This is a genomic window from Agrobacterium sp. CCNWLW155 (genome assembly GCF_036888815.1).
Lineage (GTDB): Bacteria > Pseudomonadota > Alphaproteobacteria > Rhizobiales > Rhizobiaceae > Agrobacterium > Agrobacterium radiobacter.
This window is the reverse complement of sequence record NZ_JBAKFW010000002.1, coordinates 589,290-609,772: the sequence shown is the minus strand read 5'-3', so window position 1 is coordinate 609,772 and position 20,483 is coordinate 589,290. Positions and strand designations below refer to the sequence as shown.

The window sequence follows — 20,483 nt, the reverse complement described above, 5'->3', positions numbered from 1 at the left end:
CTCTCCTCCCTCACGCCTGTGCTCGTCACAGGGATCCACCCAGCCCAAGTCCTTGGGCTGAAAGGATTCTCTCCGCCGCGCAGACGCGCGTTGGCTGGATTCCTGTGACGGGCACAGTAATGAGGGAGACTGGGTTGCCCCTTAATGCCCGCCCTCTGCATGGGACCGGCGGATGCGGCGCACGACCCACCACACGCCAAGCACGGCGAAGGGAACGGAGATACCGGTGACCACGGCCGGATCAACCGGAAGCACATCATGGCTGATCGCCTTGGTGAGATAACCGATGAGGCCGACGACATAATAGGAGATGGCAGCGACCGAGAGGCCTTCGACCGTCTGCTGCAGGCGAAGCTGCATGGCGGCGCGCTTGTTCATGGTGTTGAGCAACACCGTGTTCTGCCGCTCCAGTTCCACATCGATCCAGCTTCGAACCAGAGCCGTGGCGCGATAGAGCTTGCGCGACAGGTTGGCCTGCCGCTCCTCCACCGACTGGCAGGTGCGCATGGCGGGCGCCATGCGCCGTTCCAGAAAGCTGCCCATGGTCTCATGGCCCTGCACCGGCGTTTCCGCCAGCGCCCGGATGCGTTCGCGCACGATGCCGTCATAGGCGCGGCTGGCGCCGAAACGATAGAGGCTGAGCGCGGCATTGGCTTCGAGTTCCGCCGCAAGCCGGGTCATCTCCGCCAGCAGCGCATCGGCCTCGTCGCGCGCACCGTTTTTCATGCGCTGGGTGATGCCGGTCAGACCATCCTCGATGCGGCGGATTTCCGGCGACAGCGTCTGCGCCATCGGCAGGCCCAGCATGGCGAGCGTGCGGTAGGTCTCGATATCCAGCAGCCGCTGCACCAGCGCGCCGCGGCTGTAATCGGTGAGGCCCCGGTCGATCACCAATATCTGCGTCAGCCCATCGCGATCCTGGCGGAAATCGGTGAGGATAGCGGCCTGCCCGTCGCGCACATCGCTGTGACAGAGGCTGGTCGGTTCGAACATCGCTTCCGCCTGGGAGGTGACACCGTTCTCAGGACGGATTTCCAGCCGCACGCCCGAGATTAGCGAGCCGGGTGGCGAAAAGCCGTCGCCGAAGGGATCGCCCGCGATTTCGCCGCCAAATTTTTCCGGTGCGGGGCCATCCCAGAACCAGGTCGAGAACTCGGTATGCCGCTCCCAGCGAAGCGTCCCCTGCCCCCAGGGCATTGCATGGTGGCGGGCATCTCGTTCCGGTGGTGCGACACCACGGCTGCGCGACATTTCCGCGATGACCGAGTGATGCACGGCCGAGCCGCCATCCATCATGAAGGCGAGCTGGATGATGATGCGCGATGGGGCAAGCAGCACGGTCGGCCGCGCATGCACCTCACCCAGAGCCAGCGACCTTTCCGGCGCGCTTGCGAATGCAAATCTACCCTTGGCCATTGCGATATCGTCCCCGCTTCTTGTCCCGGATTTCTAAGCCATCGATCACAATGAAAACACCGCAATCGAAGCCGATGTAATTGTTTTGATCCATCTGGCGGAAAAATCCGCCATCATCACCCTGTCCAGCTGCTGCTTTAACAAAAGCCAGTTTCAAAAGGCAGATGCCGTGTTGCCGCAGGCATGACACGGCCAGGCGGAGAACTGGATAGAATATTTGACCAGTGCGACGCTTCGCTGGTACTTTGCCCGGCATCAAATACGGGGCGGCATCTCGCCGGAGACTTCTGCGATGGACGAAACGCTTTTTGCGCGCATCGAGCACAGCCGCACATCGCAGGAGGTCGTGCTGCGGTTCGAGGAACTGATCCTCGACGGCATCTTGCGGGATGGCGACCGGCTGCCGGGCGAACGGGAACTGGCGCAGAAGCTCGATGTCTCGCGCCCGATCCTGCGGGAAGCACTGAAAGAGCTTGAGACCCGCGGCCTTCTCGTGAGCAGGCATGGCGGCGGCACCTATGTCGCCGATATCGTCGGCGCGGTCTTTTCAGACCCGTTGAGCGCACTGATTACCCGCCACAGCCGGGCGACGCGGGATTTCCTCGAATATCGCCGTTATATCGAAGGCATGACCGCCGAACTTGCCGCACAGCGGGCGACGGAACCGGACAGGCGCAACCTTGCCGCCATCGTCGACCGAATGCGTGAGGCGCATGAGGCGGGCCGCTTCGAAGAGGAACTGTCAGGCGATGTGGAATTTCACAATGCCATCGGCGAGGCAGCGCATAATATCGTGCTGATGCACACGCTGCGCTCCTGCTACAAGCTTCTGAGCGACGACATCTTCTATAATCGCCATCTCATCTTCACCGTCGCGGGCGCCCATGACGAGGTGTTGAGGCAACATATCGCCATCCACGATGCCATCGCCGCCGGCAATCCGGCAGCGGCAAGGGCGGCGGCGGAAGCCCATATCGACTTCATCGTCGAGACGACATCCAAGGCCCATCAGGCGCGGGAATGGGACCGGATTTCCCGTTTGCGACAGCAGCAGCGCAGCGGCTGAAAACACCATCTTGCGAAATGCGCCATCCATTTTATTCGATTTTTGATGGAACCTTTTGTGCTCTTCGGTCTTTTTATCGGGTTAATTGGAAAAATTTACCAAGATGGGACCCATGACAACCACGAGCGAAACTGAACGCTATCCGCGGATAGCTCTCATATCGACGCATGGCTATGTCGCCGCGCACCCGCCACTTGGCGCGGCCGATACCGGGGGACAGGTGGTTTATGTGCTTGAGCTTGCACGCAAACTCGGCCAGCTCGGCTACACCGTCGATCTTTATACCCGCCGTTTCGAAGACCAGCCGGAATTCGATGAGGTTGACGAGCGCGTCCGTGTGGTGCGCATTCCCTGCGGCGGACGCGATTTCATTCCCAAGGAATATCTGCACCGGCACCTGATGGAATGGTGCGAAAATGCGCTGCGTTTCATCAAGAAGAACGACCTGAATTATTCTTTCATCAACAGCCATTACTGGGACGCCGGCGTGGCCGGGCAGCGGCTCTCCGAAGCGCTGAAAGTCCCGCATCTGCACACGCCGCATTCGCTCGGCATCTGGAAAAAGCGCCAGATGGAGACGGACTATCCGGAAAAGGCCGATACGTTCGAACTGGAATTCAACTTCAGGGAACGCATTCAGCACGAGCTTATCATCTATCGCAGCTGCGACATGGTGATCGCCACGACGCCGGTGCAGCTCGACGTGCTGATTGAGGATTACGGGCAAAAACGCAAGCATATCCACATGATCCCGCCGGGTTATGACGACAACCGTTTCTTCCCGGTTTCGGATGCGACGCGGCAGATGATCCGGCAGCGTTTCGGCTTCGAGGGCAAGGTGGTGCTGGCGCTCGGGCGGCTCGCCACCAACAAGGGTTATGATCTGCTGATCGACGGCTTCTCCGTTCTTGCGGAGCGCGAACCTGAAGCCCGTCTGCATCTCGCCGTTGGCGGTGAGAATATGGACGAACAGGAAACCACGATCCTCAACCAGCTGAAGGAGCGGGTGAAAGCGCTCGGTCTGGAAGACAAGGTGGCCTTTTCCGGTTATGTCGCGGACGAGGACCTGCCGGATATCTATCGCGCTGCCGATCTTTTCGTGCTTTCCAGTCGCTATGAGCCGTTCGGCATGACCGCGATCGAGGCGATGGCGAGCGGCACGCCAACCGTCGTCACCATCCATGGAGGGTTGTTCCGGGCCGTGAGCTATGGCCGCCATGCGCTGTTTGCCGATCCTTTCGACAAGGAAGACCTCGGCATCACCATGATGAAGCCGTTCAAGCACGAGCGGCTTTACGGGCGGCTTTCCCGCATGGGGGCACACAAGGCGCGCAGCCTGTTCACCTGGACCGGCATTGCCCAGCAGTTGCTCGCCCTTGTGGAAGGCAGGACCATGATGCCGGTTCTGGAAGAAGCCGACTGGGCCGAACCATGGAATGACGGCGATTGAAACCGCTTCGTCTTTTTTCCACCGATCTCGACGGAACCGTTGTCGGCGACAATGACGCCACTCGGCGGTTTCGCGATTTCTGGCACTCATTGCCGGAGGCGCAACGTCCCCTCCTCGTTTTCAACAGCGGCAGGCTGATCGACGACCAGCTTGCCCTCCTGGAAGAGGTGCCGCTGCCGCAGCCGGACTACATCATCGGCGGCGTCGGCACGATGCTGCACGCCAAAAAGCGAAGCGAACTGGAAAGCGCCTACACACAGTCCCTCGGCACCGGTTTCGACCCGCGGAAGATTACCGAGGTCATGGCCGGAATTCCCGGTGTGACGATGCAGGAGGAGCGTTACCAGCACGGCTTGAAATCGAGCTGGTTCCTGCATGACGCCGATGACGCCGCGCTCGGGGAGATCGAAGCAGCGCTTGTAGCGGCTGATATCGACGCCCGTCTCGTCTATTCCAGCGATCGCGACCTCGACATCTTGCCGAAAGCCGCGGACAAGGGCGCAGCGCTCACATGGTTATGTGGACAATTACGCATCGGCCTCGACGAATCAGTGGTTGCGGGCGATACTGGCAATGATCGGGCGATGTTCGAGTTGAAGAATATTCGCGGCGTGATCGTCGGCAATGCCCTGCCGGAGCTTGTCTCGCTGGCACATCAGGAAACACGCTTTTTTCACGCGGCTGCGAGAGAAGCGGACGGTGTGGTCGAGGGCCTCCGGCACTGGGGTATAACCCCTGATTAAAGCAGCCCCGACCACAATTCATAGCGGCTTTGCATTCTGAATGGCTTGAAGGCAGGCAGAGAGAGTATTACCGCATCGGCTGTCCGGCTGCGGGGAACCGCCCGGTCAGAACTTTGTTCGCAAATCTACCACATCCCCTGCGCCCAAAGGCTTCATCAGCATGAAGACAGTAGTGGGTTATGGGTAAAGGGGGATTGGCGGAATCTGCGGCATCTCTATATTAGCAATTATCACTACCCGGCAAAGAGGATTTATTCGGATTGAAGATTTTGAATCGATTGGCGACAGATGTTGGCTTGATGTTGCGCAGACCGCCGCGACAGCAATATGCGGCGCTGTGCTATCGATTGTCGAAAAAAAATCCGGGGCCGGAAGTCTTACTGCTGACCAGCAGGGATACGGGCCGATGGGTCATTCCCAAGGGCTGGCCGATGGCCAACAAGAAGGCCCATGCGGTGGCCGAACAGGAAGCCTATGAGGAAGCCGGTGTCAAAGGCACGGTGGAAAAGGCGCCCTTCGGTTATTACGACTACGAGAAAAAGCTGAACAGCGGCGTCAACGTGCCATGCAGGGTGCAGGTGCATCTGCTCGAAGTTTCGGAAATGCAGGAAAGCTTTCCCGAGAAGGAATCGAGACGTTTGGAATGGGTCAGTCCGCAAGAAGCCGGCAAGCGCGTCAACGAGCCGGAACTGAAGGCGCTTATGCTCGCTTTCGACAAGCGGATGGCGCATTCGAAATAGCGCGCCCGCCCCTGATGTGGCAATGTGCAGTTTGTTTTTCCAACATGGCTTTTATCGTCTTTCCTTTTGGAAAGATGTGCGAGATGTAACAGTCTTTCTGTAAATTGCCTTCAACCTGCGACGCTGCCGGACGAAAGGGAATGCTGGCAAACGAGGTGTGAATGGCAACGAAGCCGCCATCAAACATGAAGCCGACGCTCGACAAGGATCTCGACAAGTTCACCCGTGTCGAGGAGGCGACGCTGCACGTCACGCAGCAGCTTGCCGGCCTTGGCGCGGGGTTCATGTTCGTTGTTCTCGCGGCTGTCTTCGCAGGCGCTTTCGTCACGGGCACCGCGGGTGCCGTCATCATCATCGCCGCCGTCGCCATCGGCGCCTATATGGCCATCAATATCGGCGCGAACGACGTGACGAACAATGTCGGCCCGGCGGTCGGCGCCAAGGCCATGCCGCTTGCCGTTGCGCTCATCGTCGCCGCCATCTGCGAGATTGCCGGGGCATTGATCACCGGCGGCAATGTCGTGGAGACCATTTCCAGCGGCATCATCAACGTCGAGACCATCCCCGACAGGACCGCCTTTTCCTGGGCGATGCTGTCGGCGCTTCTCGCCGCCGGCCTTCTCGTCAATATCTCGACCTGGACAAGAGCGCCGATCTCCACCACCCATACGGTGGTCGGCGGGGTTGCGGGCGCCGGAATGGCCGCCTATGGGGCGAAAGCGGTCGACTGGCTTTCGCTCGGCAGCATCGCCTTCGCATGGGTACTCGCACCCTTCATCAGCGCCTTCATCGCCGTCGCCATCCTTGCTTTCATCAAGGAATTCATCATTTACCGCGAGGACAAGATCGGCTCGGCCCGGCTGTGGGTTCCGGTTCTCATCGGCCTGATGGCGGGCGTCTTCATGGCCTATCTCATCTGGGTCGGATTGCGGCAGCTCATGCATGTGTCGCTTGGCCATGCCAGCCTCATAGGGCTGGTGACCGGGCTTGTGGCGTGGCGGCTTTGTGTGCCGATCATCCACAAACAATCGGAAGGGCTGGAGAACCGCAACCAGTCGCTTCGAATCCTGTTCCAATGGCCGCTCGTTCTCGCCGCCGCCTTGATGTCCTTCGCGCATGGGGCAAATGACGTTTCGAACGCCATCGGCCCTGTCGTGGCCATCGTGCGCGCCCTGCATGATGAGGCGGTGAGCACCTCCGCCCGCGCACCGCTGTGGGTGATGCTGGTCGGCGCCTTCGGGCTTTCCTGCGGTATTCTTCTTTATGGCCCGCGCCTCATCCGCCTCGTCGGTGAACAGATCACCAAGCTCAATCCGATGCGCGCGTTTTGCGTTTCCGTGGCCACGGCGCTCACTGTCCTCGTTGCATCGCGCTTCGGCCTGCCGGTCAGCACCACCCACACCGCCATCGGCGCGGTGTTCGGCGTTGGCTTCTTCCGTGAATGGTATACGCAATCGTCACGGCGGCGGCAGGAGCTCGTTCAGGCGGGAGCCGGCCAGACAATCCGCCGCGCCCAAAAATATGCCGACAATCCCTCGGAGGTGCGCCGCCGTTATCTTGTCCGGCGCTCCCACTTCATGACGATCATCGCCGCCTGGCTGGTCACCGTTCCCTTAAGTGCAACGCTTGCGGCGCTGCTCTATTGGCTCATGTCCTTCCTCTTTCTCTGAAACCGAAAAATCCCATGCGCGCTAATTTCCGGATGCAACGCCTGTACATCGAAGCCAACCTTGCCGAAGGCGTCGCGCAGGAGGCAACAACCGAACAGTTCAACTATCTCGCCAATGTGCTGCGCATGACCGACGGCGCGGAAATCCTGCTGTTCAACGGGCGTGACGGCGAATGGAAAACGAGACTTTCCTTTCCGAGCCGCAAGAAGATCATTCTCGTGCCCCTCGAGCAGACACGTCCGCAGCCGGATGCACCTGACCTGCATTATCTTTTCGCACCGCTGAAAGTCGGGCGCATGGATTATGTGGTGCAGAAGGCGGTGGAAATGGGCGCCGGCCTGTTGCAGCCGGTGATGACGCAGCATGTTCAGGGCAAGATTCACAACACCGAAAAACTGCGCGCCAACGCCATCGAGGCGGCCGAGCAGTGCGGCATACTGTCCCTGCCCGACGTGGCCGAACCTGTGAAACTGAAGGACATGCTCGAGTCCTGGCCTCACGACCGGCGCATCATCTATTGTGACGAAGGCGATGCGGGGCAAAATCCGTTGCCAATCCTGCAATCCGTCACGGAACGCAAAATTGCCCTGCTGGTCGGCCCGGAAGGCGGATTTTCCGAAGAGGAGCGGGAGCTTCTGCGCGGCCTTTCCTTCGTCACCCCCATTCCGCTCGGGCCGCGAATCCTGAGGGCCGATACGGCCGCCGTCGCCGCACTTGCAGTCATTCAGGCTGTTATCGGCGACTGGAACTGAGAGGCACCATTGCGCTTCATGCATCTTTAAAAGAAATTCATTTGCCTCCGGATACGATCCGGCCCTATCTGCCAATCATATGCCTCGCCGCAACAGAGACGTCATAACAAGGTAAGCCATGGCACGCGACACGACCGACCAGACACCCCTCTCCTCCGTCACGGAGCTTACAGATTATCTGGCAGGCGGTTGCAAAGCTGAAGCCGATTTCCGCATCGGCACCGAACACGAAAAATTCGCGTTTTTCCGCAAGGATAACAGTCCCGTTCCCTATTTCGGCAAAGCCAGCATTTCGGCCCTTTTGAAGGGCATGCAGGAAAAGCTCGGCTGGGAGCCGATCATGGACGGCGAGAACATCATCGGCCTTGGCGAACAGCACGGCATGGGGGCCATCTCCATCGAGCCGGGCGGCCAGTTCGAACTGTCAGGCGCGCCGCTCGAAAACCTGCATCAGACCTGCAAGGAATCCAACCAGCATCTGGCGACCGTGCGCGAAGTGGCCGAGCCGATGGGAATTCGTTTCCTTGGCATCGGCGGCAGCCCGTTGTGGAGCTATGACGAAACACCGCATATGCCGAAATCGCGTTACGCGATTATGACGCGCTATATGCCGAAGGTCGGGACCAAGGGTCTCGACATGATGTACCGCACCTGCACCATTCAGGTTAATCTCGATTTCTCCTCCGAAGCTGACATGCGCCAGAAGATGCGTGTTTCCATGAAGCTGCAGTCGCTGGCAACCGCGCTCTTTGCCTCTTCGCCCTTCACCGAAGGCAAGCCGAACGGTCTGCTCTCCTGGCGCGGCGATATCTGGCGCGACACCGACAATCGCCGCTCGGGCGTGCTGCCCTTCACCTTCAAAGATGACTTCGGCTTCAAGGACTATGTGGAATGGGCGCTTGATGTGCCGATGTATTTCATCGTGCGCGACGGCAAATATCACGATTGCACCCATGTCACCTTCCGTCAGTTCATGAATGGCGCGCTAAAGGGCGAAATCGCCGAGTGGCAGCCGACAATGGGCGACTGGACGAACCATCTTTCCACCCTGTTCCCGGATGTGCGCCTGAAGCGCTTCCTCGAAATGCGCGGTGCGGATGGCGGCCCGTGGAGGCGCATCTGCGCCCTGCCGGCGTTCTGGGTCGGACTTCTCTATGATCAGGAAGCGCTTGATGCTGCCGATGCACTGACGGCCGGCTGGAGTTTCGATGAGGTCATTGCGCTACGCGACGCCGTACCGGCTAAGGGTCTGGCCGCAGAGATCGCCGGCAAGCCACTCCTCGGCATCGCCCGTGAGGTGCTCGACATTTCCCGCACCGGCCTGAAAAACCGCAAACGCCTGAATGGCGAAGGCCAGGATGAGACCGTGTTCCTGTCCTCGCTGGATGAGGTTCTGGCCAAGAAGACCACCCTCGCCGAAGACCTGCTTGCGCTTTATAATGGCCGCTGGGGCGGTTCGGTGCTGCCGGTCTTCGAGGAATATCAATATTGAGGCATTGGCACTAAAGCTGCACCGCCATTAAAAAAGCCCGGCGCGGCCGAGGGGCCTGACACCGGGCAAAGGCAGGGCTATTGGCAAATCACCCTGCGGGGAAAACTTTTCAGCTCGGAGCAGTTCCGGCAGCTGGAGGTCTGCCGGAGTTGCGCGAACAAAACTTAGAGCGCCTCAAACCGCGTGACCGAGCGTAGCTGTGCGGCCCGGGTCAGATGGGCGGTCGGGTCCTCGAAAAGGCCGGTATTGAGCGCATTCGTCACATCCGATCGCACCAGACCGACATCCGCAAGCAGGCGGTCGTCGAGTTCCGTCAGCTCATTGGCGCAGATACGGTTATAGATGCGCTGCAGAAAGGTTTTCACGGTCGAAGCAACACCGACAACGAGGCGACGAAGCGCATCGCTTTCCCTGCCGGTTGCGAGTTCCAGTTCCATTCTCCGTTCTGCCGTGCGCATGACACTTATCCTTCCGTAACGGCACGATGCGGCACCGCTCCCGGCGCACCACGCGCGAGAAGCTGCCTCGGGTTAAGGGCTCGACATCTCGTCGGCCCGGGGTTGATATTGATTTGCTTGGTGTCAAAATGTCGCAAGACTATTGATCAGTCCAACGAATGTTTCTAATGTGAGACATCAATCATTCTGATGGATGACCATCCATGTCCGCACCTCTCGACATAGACCAGCTGCACACCTTCATCGCCATCGTTGATACGGGCAGCTTCACCAAGGCCGCAGATCGCGTCTTCAAGACGCAATCCGCCGTCTCCATGCAGATGCGCCGGCTTGAGGAACGCATCGGCAAACAGCTTTTCGCCAAGGACGGGCGCGGCAACCGCCTGACGGCGGAGGGCGAAAAGCTGATGAATTACGCCCGCCGCATCATCCGCCTTAATAACGAGGCAATCGCCGCCTTCGACGACAACAGGCTGGAAGGGACGCTGCGCATCGGCACACCTGATGACTATGCCGACCGCTACATGCCTGAGATCATCGGGCGTTTTGCCAAGACTCACCCCAATGTCGAGCTCTATATCGTCTGCGAACCCTCGGTCAGCCTGGCCGAAAAAATGGCGCGCGGGGAACTGGATATTGCCCTCGTCACCCATAATCCACGCGCGCGCTCTTCGGATGTGGTGCGCACTGAACCGCTCTGCTGGGTGGCCTCCGCCAACCATCCGCTGAAGGATGATGCGCCGGTGCCGCTCGCCGTGGGCCGGCGCGACTGCCACTGGCGTCAGCTCGCCTGTTCGGCCCTCGATGCCGATGGGCGGGATTATCAGGTACTGTTTACCAGCTGGTCTTCCACCGTGGTCGCCGCCGCCGTGCTGGCGGGCATGGCCGTCTCGGTACTGCCGGAATCGGCGCTGCGCACCGGCATGAAGGTTCTGACCGCCGCCGATGGTTTCCCGCCGCTGCCGCCGGTGCAGATCGGCCTGATGAAACGCCCCGGTCTCTCGCCTTCGCTGGTGAATGCCATTACCGACCACATCACCGCCTGCCTCGACAATATCTCGCCGATGAGCGTTGCCGACGAGATGGACAATGATGTGAAGACCTACCCCAAGATGCCGCGCCTGCGCGCCGGGCATATGCTGCCGGGGTGGTGAGGGGATAGTGGGTATGGCAAAGGCCGGACCTGTCCGGCCTTCCTCTTTTCGAGCTATCGTGCCCGTAGCGTCGCGACCGCCAGCAACGTATCGCCGCTGATACCCACCGAGCCGCTGCCATTGAACAGGGTCATGATGGGATCGGCGACGTTCTGCTGATTGTCGTACATGATGGTGAAACGGGCGATCAGCTTCTTGACCTTATCCGGGTCCTGAAAATCCTTGATGTCGAAATATTTCTTCATCATCGCCACCTGGGTATCGACGCCGGCATTACCGAGTTCATCGGGAATGCCAAAGGTAGTCTTGATGAAGTTCTGGATCGCGGTATCGGCAAGGATCGAATAATAGGATGTCGTCCCGGCCGCCATGCGCTTGAAATAGAGCGCCAGTCGCACGCCGGCGTTTTCTTCGCCCGCCTGCGTTTCCAGCGTCTGGGTCAGATAATTGTCGAGCGTTTCATAAAGTCCGCGCCGGGTCTGGATCAGGCTGCGGTCTTCATGAAGGAGCTTGCCGTCCGTGTCGGAATTGAAGGCGGTGACGAGGCGGCGGAAGACCGGATCCATCTCCTTGTTGACGTAGCTGTCCTTGTCATCAAGATTTGACGTGAATATCTTCTGCAGCTGTTCTTTCGTCACGCTCGTGGGGTCAATGCCGAGCGATTCCATCGCGAATTTGGTCAGGCGGTCATTGGCCAGGAATTCACTGAGCGTCTTGATCTTCTGCATTTCGCCCGAGAAATATTTCGCCTCGGCCGTGGCGGCCTCCTTGTCCTTAGCTGTACCGAAAGCCGATTTCTTCTTGATGTAGTCGGCCGACATGGTCTGCAGCTCGATTTCCGACTGCGCGAGAATGGGTGCACCGACCGAACCGTCCTTGGTGAAGTTGAAGAGTTCGGCAAGCTTCACATACCGATCATCCTTCAGCGTATAAACGTAGCTCTTCTTGTCCTGCAGGTCGCTGGTCAGCACCCTCTGGATATCGGAGATGTTCACCTTGGCGGGATCGAGGCCGACAGCCTTCAGCGCATAGGTATAGACCGCATTGGTTCCGAGGAAATCATTGACGCTTGTGACCTTGCCAATGCTGCTCTTGAACAGCGTGAGCGCCTTTGCGTCAGCGGCCTCGTCCGCATCATTGTAATGGGTCATGTAACCGCTGGTGGTCGTCGCGGTCTGTGTCGTCGTCTGCGGCGTCGTGCCGGCCGCGAGCGTACCGTCGGGCAGGAAATTGAACGCGTTTTTCAGGGCGAGGTAACGCTTGTCGTTCTTGCCCATGGTCGCGATGTAATTGTTCGGATCGCTGAGATCGCTTGTGAGGATGTTCTTGATCGTTGCCGGCACGATGGTCAGGTCGTTCAGGTCGAAGGCCGTTCTGATGTAATTGACAAGCCGCGCATCCGACATCAGTTCCTCTACTGTCGTGATGGAACCAATCTTCGATTCGAAGTAATCGCGGTTCAGCGTCGCGACGGTCGGCGTCACACGCGCTGCGCTGCCGATATAGGAGTCCGTGATGGCTTTCAGATTGTCCGCCGTCTGTGCCCCGCCAGCAGTTACCGTGCCGTCATTCTTGAACTCGAAGGCGTTAGCGATCTGCGCCATCTTGTTATATTGGGTGACGGTGTTCGACAGCGTCGTCTGTTCCGCCTTGATCGCCGCAAGCTTCGCCTCCCACTCATCCTTCGGTGGCAAAACGGCCTCAAGCTGGGTCAGCTGGTCCTGGCGGGTCACCTTTTCCGCCTCGAGCTTCGTGCGCTCTTCGTTTGTCAGACCCGTGCCCGCAAGTTCGGTATCGATGGCCGTAATCCGGGTGGTGACCTGCGCATGCAGTTCGATATTACCCTTCATCGTCAGTTTTTCGACCGCGTCATTATAGGCCGCGCCGTATTTCTGGTTGATGTAGCTATTGGGATCGTTGACGTCGCTCGTCATCAATCCCTTGATATGGGCATAGGAATAGGTCTTCTCATCGACGCCGAAGACCTGGAAGATATAGGCGCGGGTGCGGTCGTTGCGCAGCAGCTGGTCGGCATTCGTCACCGTGCCGATGATTGCCTTGTAATAACGTGTCTCTTCCGCAAGGCTGCTGTTCAGATTGGTGATCGACGTATCATAAAGCCCGATCATCTTGTCGAGCTGTGCGTCTGTCTGCACGGTCTTTGTCGAAGAGCTGAAATTAAAGGCGGCGGCGAATTCCCGATAACGCTCGTCGGTCAGCTTGTTGGCGAAGCTGTTCTGGTCGTTCAGGTCGCTGTCGAGCACCTTTTTCATGAAGGCCTTGGCATAGGTCATCTCGCCCAGACCGAAGGCATCCATGGCATAGGAATAAAGCTGGTAGTTATCGAGGAATTCATCGACGCTTTTCACATTGCCGATGTTTTCCTTGTAATATTTCGTCTGCCGCTCCACGAGCCCCTGCTGCGACACGCGCGAGATGCTTGCCTTCATATCGCGGTTGATGAGGTCGTAGCTGAGATAAGTCGATACCATCCGTATGCCCCCTGGAGCACAGCGCATCCCCTCGGGGGACACCAAAAGCTCCGGTTTTGAACCACCCATCGCGCGCCCATCCGGACGCACGGCAAGCCTTGGCGTGACTATGCATGACGCGCCTTGCCCGTAGCTTGAAAGAGCACAATTCCGATCGGGATAAAAACCGCATTGTCTCGATCTGCTTTACCTAAGCGAAACCATGCCACAGTGTGTTTTGCTAACCATTTGGGAATGCAAAGTTTTCTTAACCGCGATTTTTAAGCAGTCTCGAACATGCGGCGGATATTCTCCCGACATCAGAGGACGAAAAGTCCCGATGAGAAGACCGGAAACCGGCTCTCAGGTAAAACAAGGGTAGAATAAACATGACCAAGACCGTTCTGAAGCCCGACTGGGCCGTCGCCACTCTCAGACTCGACCCGGCACGTTTTCCGCAACAGGTCACCTATGGAAAAGGCAATGGCGCGACCGATGTCGCCGTCACTCTCGATGAACGGGGCGCCGTTCTGCGAAAGGTTCTGTCCTCTTCCGGCCTGCCTCTGTCCTTCGCCCTGCCTGCCCGCGCTTTCAAGGGTGTTGCCGCCCGCGCCATCGACCATGGCGACGGACAGGTGACGGTGACCCTGGAACTGCACCATGACGATCCGGATCTCTGCGTTCCGCTTCTCGTCGCTCACGATCTCTGCGATATCGCCGCCGACTGGCGCAGCTGGTCTGAAGCCTACCGTATTCCCATGCTGATGGTGGAAGCCGATGGCGTTGCCCGTCCGCTGGAAGAACATCTCGGCAAGGTGCGCACCCAGAATACCCGTCCGCGCCGCCGCCATTCCTATTTCGCGGAACGCCGTCCCCGCTTCCTCGTTCGCCGCTCCACCGGTTCGCTCGGCATGAGCATGAAGATCGAGGGCAAGGAAATCATCGCCCGCAGCTGATAATCTTCAGCCAGACAAATCAAAAAGCCCGGCGCGGATGACGCGGCCGGGCTTTTTCCATTCCGTATTTTCACGGCTTACGCCAGCAGGAGCGGCAGGATCAGGCCTGCGAAAATCAGCACGCCGACGCGGTTGTTGGATTTGAACAGCACGAGGCACTGGTCCACGTCATCGATATCGAGCACCCAGACCTGGCGGAACAGCATGAGCGCGGCAGCGGCAAGGCCGCTATAGGCAATAATGTTAACGTCCGCCATCCAGAACGACAGGAACATCATGGCAAGGGCTGTGCCATAAAGGAAAACCAGCCAGCGATGTGTGTTCTCGCCAAACAGCAGGGCGGTCGAACCGATGCCCACCGCGGTGTCATCTTCCTTGTCCTGATGGGCGTAGATTGTATCATAACCGATCGTCCAGGCGATGGAGCCGACATAAAGCAGGACAGCCGGCCAGGCGAGCGATCCGAACTGTCCCGCCCAGCCCATCAGCGCGCCCCAGGAAAAGGCAAGGCCGAGGAAAAATTGCGGCCAATTGGTGAAGCGCTTGGCGAAGGGATAGATCGCCACGAAGACCAGCGAGAATATGCCGGTCGCGATTGCGAAACTGTTGAACTGCAAAAGCACGACGAGCCCGGCAAGCGCCTGCAGGACGACGAAGACCTTGGCCTGCATCCGGCTCACGCGGCCGGAAGGCAGCGGCCGCGAACGGGTGCGCGCCACGGCCATGTCGATCTTGTGGTCGGCCAGATCATTATAGGTGCAGCCCGCACCACGCATCGCCACCGACCCGATGAAGAACAACGCCAGATGCCAGATCAGTGTCGCCCAGGAAAAGCCGCCGCTTGCCACCGCCACATTGGCCGCAAGGGCCGCGGACCAGAAACACGGCCACATCAACAATTGCCAGCCGATGGGGCGATCCCATCGTGCAAGCTGCGCATAGGGCCAGAGGGACCTCGGCAAAATCCGATAGACCCAGTTGTTGGATGGCGCGTCGGAAACGCGGTCTGACAAATCGCTGTGGTGAACCATAGGGATGGTTCTACAGCATCGGCGGGAAAATCGGAATGGATTTCAAAGTGCAAAGATGCGCGGTTCTTGGCGGATTGCAACATGCCACCGGCAAAGCGAAAACCTCACCGACGTCATCCTCGGGCTTGACCCGAGAATCCACAACCCGTTGAAATCAATGGATCCTCGGGTTAAGCCCGAGGATGACGTCGAACGCGGATTGGCAGAAACATCAAGGCCCGCAACGGTTTCCTGCGGGCCATCAACCTCAGACATTCGGTTTCTTGTCTCAGGGCAGCGAAAAATTGAATTTATAGCTTGCCTGAACACCGATGATGAACTGGTTTTTCGAGCCGCGCTCGCGCACCAGCGAGCTATCGGCGGCATCACCGGTCAGGCGGCGATATTCCGCAAACGACCCGACTTCGGCGTTCTCGGTGACCTTCCAGGTGATGGCGGCGCCGATGCCGGCGGAATGCAGGCCGCCGCCCGGGCTATAGGGCGATGGCGCACCGGCGGCCGTCTGTGCGGCACTGACGCCGTAATAACGCTCATTGTACTTGCTGCTCACCCACGTGGCGCGCGGGCCGGCGGAAATCTGGATACCGGGGGCGATATCGGTGAAGGCATCGACGGCAACATCGCCGACCACGCCGCTATGGCTGCGGATACCCTGACGGACTTCGCCGCGAACGCGCAGCCAGTCGGTCGGATAAGCCTCGGCGAAACCACCAAGCTCGCCGCCGCGCTTGATGCGGGTCATGCCCTTGAGATCGGCGGAATCGCCCTCGTCACGTGGGGAAACCAGCTTGCCGGCCAGACCCATGCTGATCGGGCCATTGTCCAGAAGCGAAATCGAGGCGCTGTCGTTGCGCGAGGTAAAACGTGCGCCCTGCCCCTGGCGGCCGAGCGAAATGATGGGCGAAAAGCCGAATTCATTCTTGTTGTCGCCCTGATATTTCGGCGCGGTGAAACCCGCACCACCGAGCTTCAGATACCAGTCGCCCGAAAACCAGCCTTCCGCATGGGCATTACCCACGGCAAAAAGCGACAGGACACAGGCGGCGGCCGCTGATGGCTTGAACATGAAAGAACCCCAGAAACGCAATACAGACAAGGTGCCCGTAGAATTAGAGGGATTGTCTTTCCATTTCATTAACCAGAGCGGGAAAGCAAACCGGCGGCTACTTCCCCATCATTCCGGCCCTGAGCCGGAATCCAGCCGACGCGCGTCTGCGCGGCGGGAGGACTCTTTTCAGCCCAAGGACCTGGGCTGGCTGGATGCCGGATCAGGTCCGGCATGACGGAGAAACACCTTAGAACGTCACCTTCTCGAGTGGCGCACGGGTCTTCTCGAACTCCAGCAGCTTCGCCTCGTTCTGCGCAATGTAGTCGCGATTATGCGGAACGGCATCGCGGTCCTTGGCGAGCTGGATCTGGAAGATATGGAAATTTTCGTGGGTAAAGGCCATTTCCGACCCCGCCAGATAAAATTCCCACATGCGGAAGAAACGTTCGTCGTAAAGCGCTATCGCTTCCGCCTTGCGCGCCACGAAACGCTCACGCCAATGCCTGAGCGTATGCGCATAATGCATGGGCAGGATTTCGATATCCTTCACCAGCAGCCCGGATTTCTGGATCGACGGCAGCACCTCGGCAAGCGAGGGTATGTACCCACCGGGGAAAATATATTTTTCGATGAAGGGATTGGTCGCCAGTGCAGGGCTGGGCTGGCCGATGGAATGCAGCACCATCACGCCCCTGTCGTCCAGCACCTCCGCCACCTTGTCGAAATAATCGCGATAATGCGTCGGCCCGACATGTTCGAACATGCCGACGGAAACGATGCGGTCATATTTCTTCGAGGCCGGCAGATAGCGGTAATCCTGCAATTCGAAGCGGACATTACCGGCAAGCCCGCGTTTTGCCGCTCGGTCGCGGGAAACGCGCAGCTGTTCCTCGCTGAGCGTGATGCCGGTCACGTCGGCACCGGCGCTTTCGGCGATATACATCGCCATGCCGCCCCAGCCGGAGCCGATTTCCAGCACGCTCTGGCCCGGCTCGGTCATCAGCTTGGCGGCAATATGCCGTTTCTTGGCGACCTGCGCTTCATAGAGGCTGATGCCAGGCGGGTTGAAATAGGCGCAGGAATATTGCCAGTCCTCATCGAGGAAGAGATCGAACAGCTTGGCGCTCAGATCGTAATGATGGGCGACGTTGCTCTTGTTGTGATTGACCGGCAGATGCATCTTGATGCGGGCGGCGATGATGCGCGCCATGCCGCGCCAGACCATGCCGAAGGACAGCGCCTCGCTCAGCGTATTGCCTTTGACCAGTGCGAGGAAATCGTAGATGTCGCCTTCGGCAACTTTCACCCGGCCTTCCATGTACATTTCAGCGAGCTTCAGCGCCGGATCGGCGGCGATCTCCTGCATGGCGGCTTCATCGGTGAAGTCCAGAACCACCTTTTTTCCCGTGCCGTTGCCGAAAGTACGGCTGCCGCCCGGGCTGTTGACGGTGAGATCACCGATCTTGATTATCTTATCGAGAAGAACATGCAGAGACGACGCCATGGCACCCCCAATTGCTAAGTCTCACTTATCAATTTTGCAGACCGTATTCCTTTCGGCACAAGTTTCAAGATAGTCTTATTTCAAAAAAATTGAACGATTTCATCAAGGAAAAAGCCCCGCCGGGGTATGTGGCGAGGCTTTTCGGTAAAAAATAATTTCAACCCAGGGTCAGCGCCGCTTCATGGCTTCAGCCAGCGCGGCGGCAAGCGCACCACCAGTTTGCGACCCCTCGTTGCGCTCTTTCGGTTTTGATGTCGCGTGGCGCATGGCGCTGGCGTTGCCCTTTTCACGCATCGGTTGCGGCGCTGCCTCGCCGCCATCCTTACGCATGGTGAGGCCGATGCGCTTGCGCTTCACGTCCACTTCCACGACTCGCACCTTGACGACATCGCCCGCCTTGACGACCTCATGCGGGTCCTTCACGAAACGATCGGCAAGCTGCGACACATGCACAAGCCCGTCCTGATGCACGCCAATGTCAACGAAAGCGCCAAACGCAGCGACATTGGTGACGGTGCCTTCGAGCAGCATGCCCGGTTTCAGATCGGTGATCTCGTCCACACCCTCGGCAAAGGTCGCGGTCTTGAAGCTCGGGCGCGGGTCGCGGCCGGGCTTTTCCAGTTCGGCGATGATGTCTTTTACGGTCGGCAGACCGAATTGCTCGTCGATGAACGTCTTCGGATCAAGCGCCTTCAGCGCGGCGCTGTCGCCCATCAGCGAACGCAGATCGCGGCCGCAGGCGGCAACGATCTTTTTCGCCACGCCATAGGCCTCCGGGTGAACCGAGGAAGCATCCAGCGGCTCCTTGCCGTTCGGGATGCGCAGGAAGCCCGCACATTGTTCAAAGGTGCGCTGGCCAAGGCGCGGCACTTTCAGCAATTCCTTGCGGCTGGCAAACGGCCCAGTCTGGTCACGATGGGCGACGATGGCATCGGCAATCGAGCTGCCGAGACCGGAGACCCGTGCCAGAAGCGGCGACGAGGCCGTGTTGAGATCGACGCCGACGGCGTTCACCGCATCTTCCACCACAGCATCGAGTGAGCGGCTGAGACGGCCCTGATCGACATCATGTTGGTACTGGCCGACACCGATGGATTTTGGCTCGATCTTCACCAGTTCCGCCAGCGGATCCTGAAGACGGCGGGCGATGGAAACGGCGCCGCGCAACGAAACGTCGAGATTGGGGAACTCCGCTGCCGCCCGCTCCGAAGCGGAATAAACGGATGCGCCCGCTTCCGAGACGATGACCTTGGTGGGCTTTGCGCCGGAAGCGGAAGCCGGCATCTGCGCCAGAAGATCGGCCACCAGCTTTTCCGTCTCGCGGCTGCCCGTGCCGTTGCCGATGGCGATCAGCTCGACATTGTGTTTGCGAATGAGCAAAGCGAGTTCCGCCTGCGTACCGCGCACGTCATTCTTCGGCGGGAAGGGATAGACCGTGCTGGTGTCCAGGAGCTTGCCGGTGCCATCCACGATCGCGACCTTCACGCCGGTACGGATGCCGGGATCAAGCCCCATGGTGGCGCGGGAGCCGGCGGGGGCTGCAAGCAGCAGATCCTTCAGATTGCGGGCGAAGACATTGATCGCCTCCTCTTCCGCCCGCTCGCGCAACTCGCGCATCAGATCGAGCGACAGCGACATGGAAAGCTTCACCCGCCAGGTCCAGCCAGCGACCTCCATCAGCCATTGATCGGCGGGGCCAACATTGCGGATATCGAAGGCGGCGGCGATGGTGCGCTGCGCGGGTTTCACCGGTGAGGGATCATCCGCATCGACATCGATCGTCAGCGTCAGAATTTCTTCGTTCCAGCCGCGCAGCATGGCCAGCGCGCGGTGGCCGGGCACCGTCGCCCAGCGCTCGAAATGATCGAAATAATCGGAGAATTTTTCGCCCGTCGCCTGTTTGCCGTCCACGACCTTGGCGCGGAAGGTGGCGTTCTGGCGCATGTAATCACGCAGGCGGCCGAGCAGATCGGCATTTTCCGTCATGGTTTCAGCCACGATGTCGCGCGCGCCCTCAAGCGCCGCCTTCACATCGGCCACCTCGCCCTGCACATAAGCTTCCGCCAATTTCGCCGGATCGGCAGCGCGGTTTTCCCAGATGGCTTCCGCAAGTGGGCCGAGACCGCGTTCACGGGCGATTTCCGCGCGGGTGCGGCGCTTCGGCTTATAGGGCAGGTAGAGGTCTTCCAGCTCCGCCTTGGTCCCGGCCTGCATGATCTTGACCATCAGCTCGTCGGTCATCTTGCCCTGACCGGTGATGGAATCGACGATGGAGGCGCGGCGCGCATTGAGTTCGCGCAGATAGACGAGACGTTCCGAAAGCGTGCGCAGCTGGGTGTCATCAAGCCCTCCGGTCACTTCCTTGCGGTAACGGGCGATGAAGGGAACGGTCGCGCCCTCGTCCAGCAAGGCCACCGCCGCCTTCACCTGATCGGGGCGGGCGTTGATTTCGGAGGCGATGAGCGTGGTGAGGCGGGCATTATCTGCGGTCATGAGGTTCTCTGATGTCACATCTGGAGCGGCGAACATAAT

17 protein-coding genes are annotated in these 20,483 nt (G+C 59.3%); 9 read left to right on the top strand and 8 right to left on the bottom strand.

What is annotated here, in order from left to right; genetic code table 11:
- Window positions 1-141: 141 nt before the first annotated feature.
- Window positions 142-1,416, bottom strand: a complete 1,275-nt coding sequence (locus V6S97_RS11490; RefSeq protein ID WP_003503204.1) for a DUF3422 family protein — start codon at window positions 1,414-1,416, stop codon at window positions 142-144.
- Complete coding sequence (locus V6S97_RS11485) at window positions 1,403-1,672, bottom strand: hypothetical protein (RefSeq protein WP_080865866.1); 270 nt, start codon at window positions 1,670-1,672, stop codon at window positions 1,403-1,405. The genes V6S97_RS11490 and V6S97_RS11485 overlap by 14 nt, the downstream gene beginning before the upstream one ends.
- Window positions 1,673-1,708: 36 nt before the next feature.
- Here V6S97_RS11485 and V6S97_RS11480 point away from each other — a divergent pair, with 36 nt between their 5' ends.
- The 7 genes from V6S97_RS11480 to V6S97_RS11450 all read left to right on the top strand — a co-directional run bounded on the left by V6S97_RS11480 (window position 1,709) and on the right by V6S97_RS11450 (window position 9,329).
- Window positions 1,709-2,482 carry a FadR/GntR family transcriptional regulator gene (locus V6S97_RS11480; protein WP_060722944.1) on the top strand — a complete coding sequence of 258 codons (774 nt, stop codon included), beginning with the start codon at window positions 1,709-1,711 and terminating at the stop codon, window positions 2,480-2,482.
- Window positions 2,483-2,585: 103 nt separating this feature from the next.
- Entirely contained in the window at window positions 2,586-3,932 is a 1,347-nt protein-coding gene (locus V6S97_RS11475) for a glycosyltransferase family 4 protein (protein WP_161974008.1), read from the top strand.
- Entirely contained in the window at window positions 3,929-4,675 is a 747-nt protein-coding gene (locus tag V6S97_RS11470) for an HAD family hydrolase (RefSeq protein WP_334426824.1), read from the top strand. Before V6S97_RS11475 ends, V6S97_RS11470 begins: the two co-directional genes overlap by 4 nt.
- Before the next feature lie 299 nt (window positions 4,676-4,974).
- Entirely contained in the window at window positions 4,975-5,415 is a 441-nt protein-coding gene (locus V6S97_RS11465) for an NUDIX hydrolase (RefSeq protein ID WP_035212549.1), read from the top strand.
- Window positions 5,416-5,576: 161 nt separating this feature from the next.
- The gene (locus tag V6S97_RS11460) at window positions 5,577-7,085 is read left to right on the top strand and encodes an inorganic phosphate transporter (protein ID WP_060726040.1); all 1,509 of its coding nucleotides are present in this window, start codon (window positions 5,577-5,579) and stop codon (window positions 7,083-7,085) included.
- A gap of 14 nt (window positions 7,086-7,099) precedes the next feature.
- Window positions 7,100-7,837 carry a 16S rRNA (uracil(1498)-N(3))-methyltransferase gene (locus V6S97_RS11455; protein WP_003503215.1) on the top strand — a complete coding sequence of 246 codons (738 nt, stop codon included), beginning with the start codon at window positions 7,100-7,102 and terminating at the stop codon, window positions 7,835-7,837.
- A 118-nt stretch (window positions 7,838-7,955) separates the two neighbouring features.
- Window positions 7,956-9,329 (top strand): glutamate--cysteine ligase, encoded by a 1,374-nt coding sequence (locus tag V6S97_RS11450; RefSeq protein WP_334426821.1) that lies wholly within the window; start codon window positions 7,956-7,958, stop codon window positions 9,327-9,329.
- 164 nt (window positions 9,330-9,493) lie between these two features.
- On the opposite strand, the gene V6S97_RS11445 is transcribed toward V6S97_RS11450, so the two are convergent.
- Entirely contained in the window at window positions 9,494-9,787 is a 294-nt protein-coding gene (locus V6S97_RS11445) for a DUF1127 domain-containing protein (protein WP_035212551.1), read from the bottom strand.
- A 203-nt stretch (window positions 9,788-9,990) separates the two neighbouring features.
- Here V6S97_RS11445 and V6S97_RS11440 point away from each other — a divergent pair, with 203 nt between their 5' ends.
- Window positions 9,991-10,941, top strand: a complete 951-nt coding sequence (locus V6S97_RS11440; RefSeq protein WP_020010502.1) for a LysR substrate-binding domain-containing protein — start codon at window positions 9,991-9,993, stop codon at window positions 10,939-10,941.
- A 53-nt stretch (window positions 10,942-10,994) separates the two neighbouring features.
- Here the strand turns inward: V6S97_RS11440 and V6S97_RS11435 are convergent, their stop codons facing one another.
- On the bottom strand, window positions 10,995-13,433 hold the full coding sequence (locus tag V6S97_RS11435; RefSeq protein ID WP_334426819.1) for a DUF1217 domain-containing protein: 2,439 nt from the start codon (window positions 13,431-13,433) through the stop codon (window positions 10,995-10,997).
- A gap of 368 nt (window positions 13,434-13,801) precedes the next feature.
- Between V6S97_RS11435 and V6S97_RS11430 the strand changes: the two genes are divergently transcribed.
- Entirely contained in the window at window positions 13,802-14,368 is a 567-nt protein-coding gene (locus V6S97_RS11430; protein ID WP_003503226.1) for a DUF6101 family protein, read from the top strand.
- Window positions 14,369-14,445: 77 nt separating this feature from the next.
- Here V6S97_RS11430 and ubiA read toward each other — a convergent pair whose 3' ends face one another.
- The 4 genes from ubiA to V6S97_RS11410 form a co-directional block, all read right to left on the bottom strand.
- Window positions 14,446-15,399 carry a 4-hydroxybenzoate octaprenyltransferase gene (gene ubiA, locus V6S97_RS11425; protein WP_334426817.1) on the bottom strand — a complete coding sequence of 318 codons (954 nt, stop codon included), beginning with the start codon at window positions 15,397-15,399 and terminating at the stop codon, window positions 14,446-14,448.
- Between the two features lie 268 nt (window positions 15,400-15,667).
- Complete coding sequence (locus tag V6S97_RS11420; protein WP_080866529.1) at window positions 15,668-16,465, bottom strand: MipA/OmpV family protein; 798 nt, start codon at window positions 16,463-16,465, stop codon at window positions 15,668-15,670.
- Window positions 16,466-16,694: 229 nt separating this feature from the next.
- A complete protein-coding gene (locus tag V6S97_RS11415) occupies window positions 16,695-17,951 on the bottom strand; it encodes an SAM-dependent methyltransferase (RefSeq protein ID WP_020813599.1) in 1,257 nt (418 codons plus the stop codon).
- A gap of 168 nt (window positions 17,952-18,119) precedes the next feature.
- Entirely contained in the window at window positions 18,120-20,444 is a 2,325-nt protein-coding gene (locus tag V6S97_RS11410; protein WP_003503236.1) for a Tex family protein, read from the bottom strand.
- Window positions 20,445-20,483: the final 39 nt, after the last annotated feature.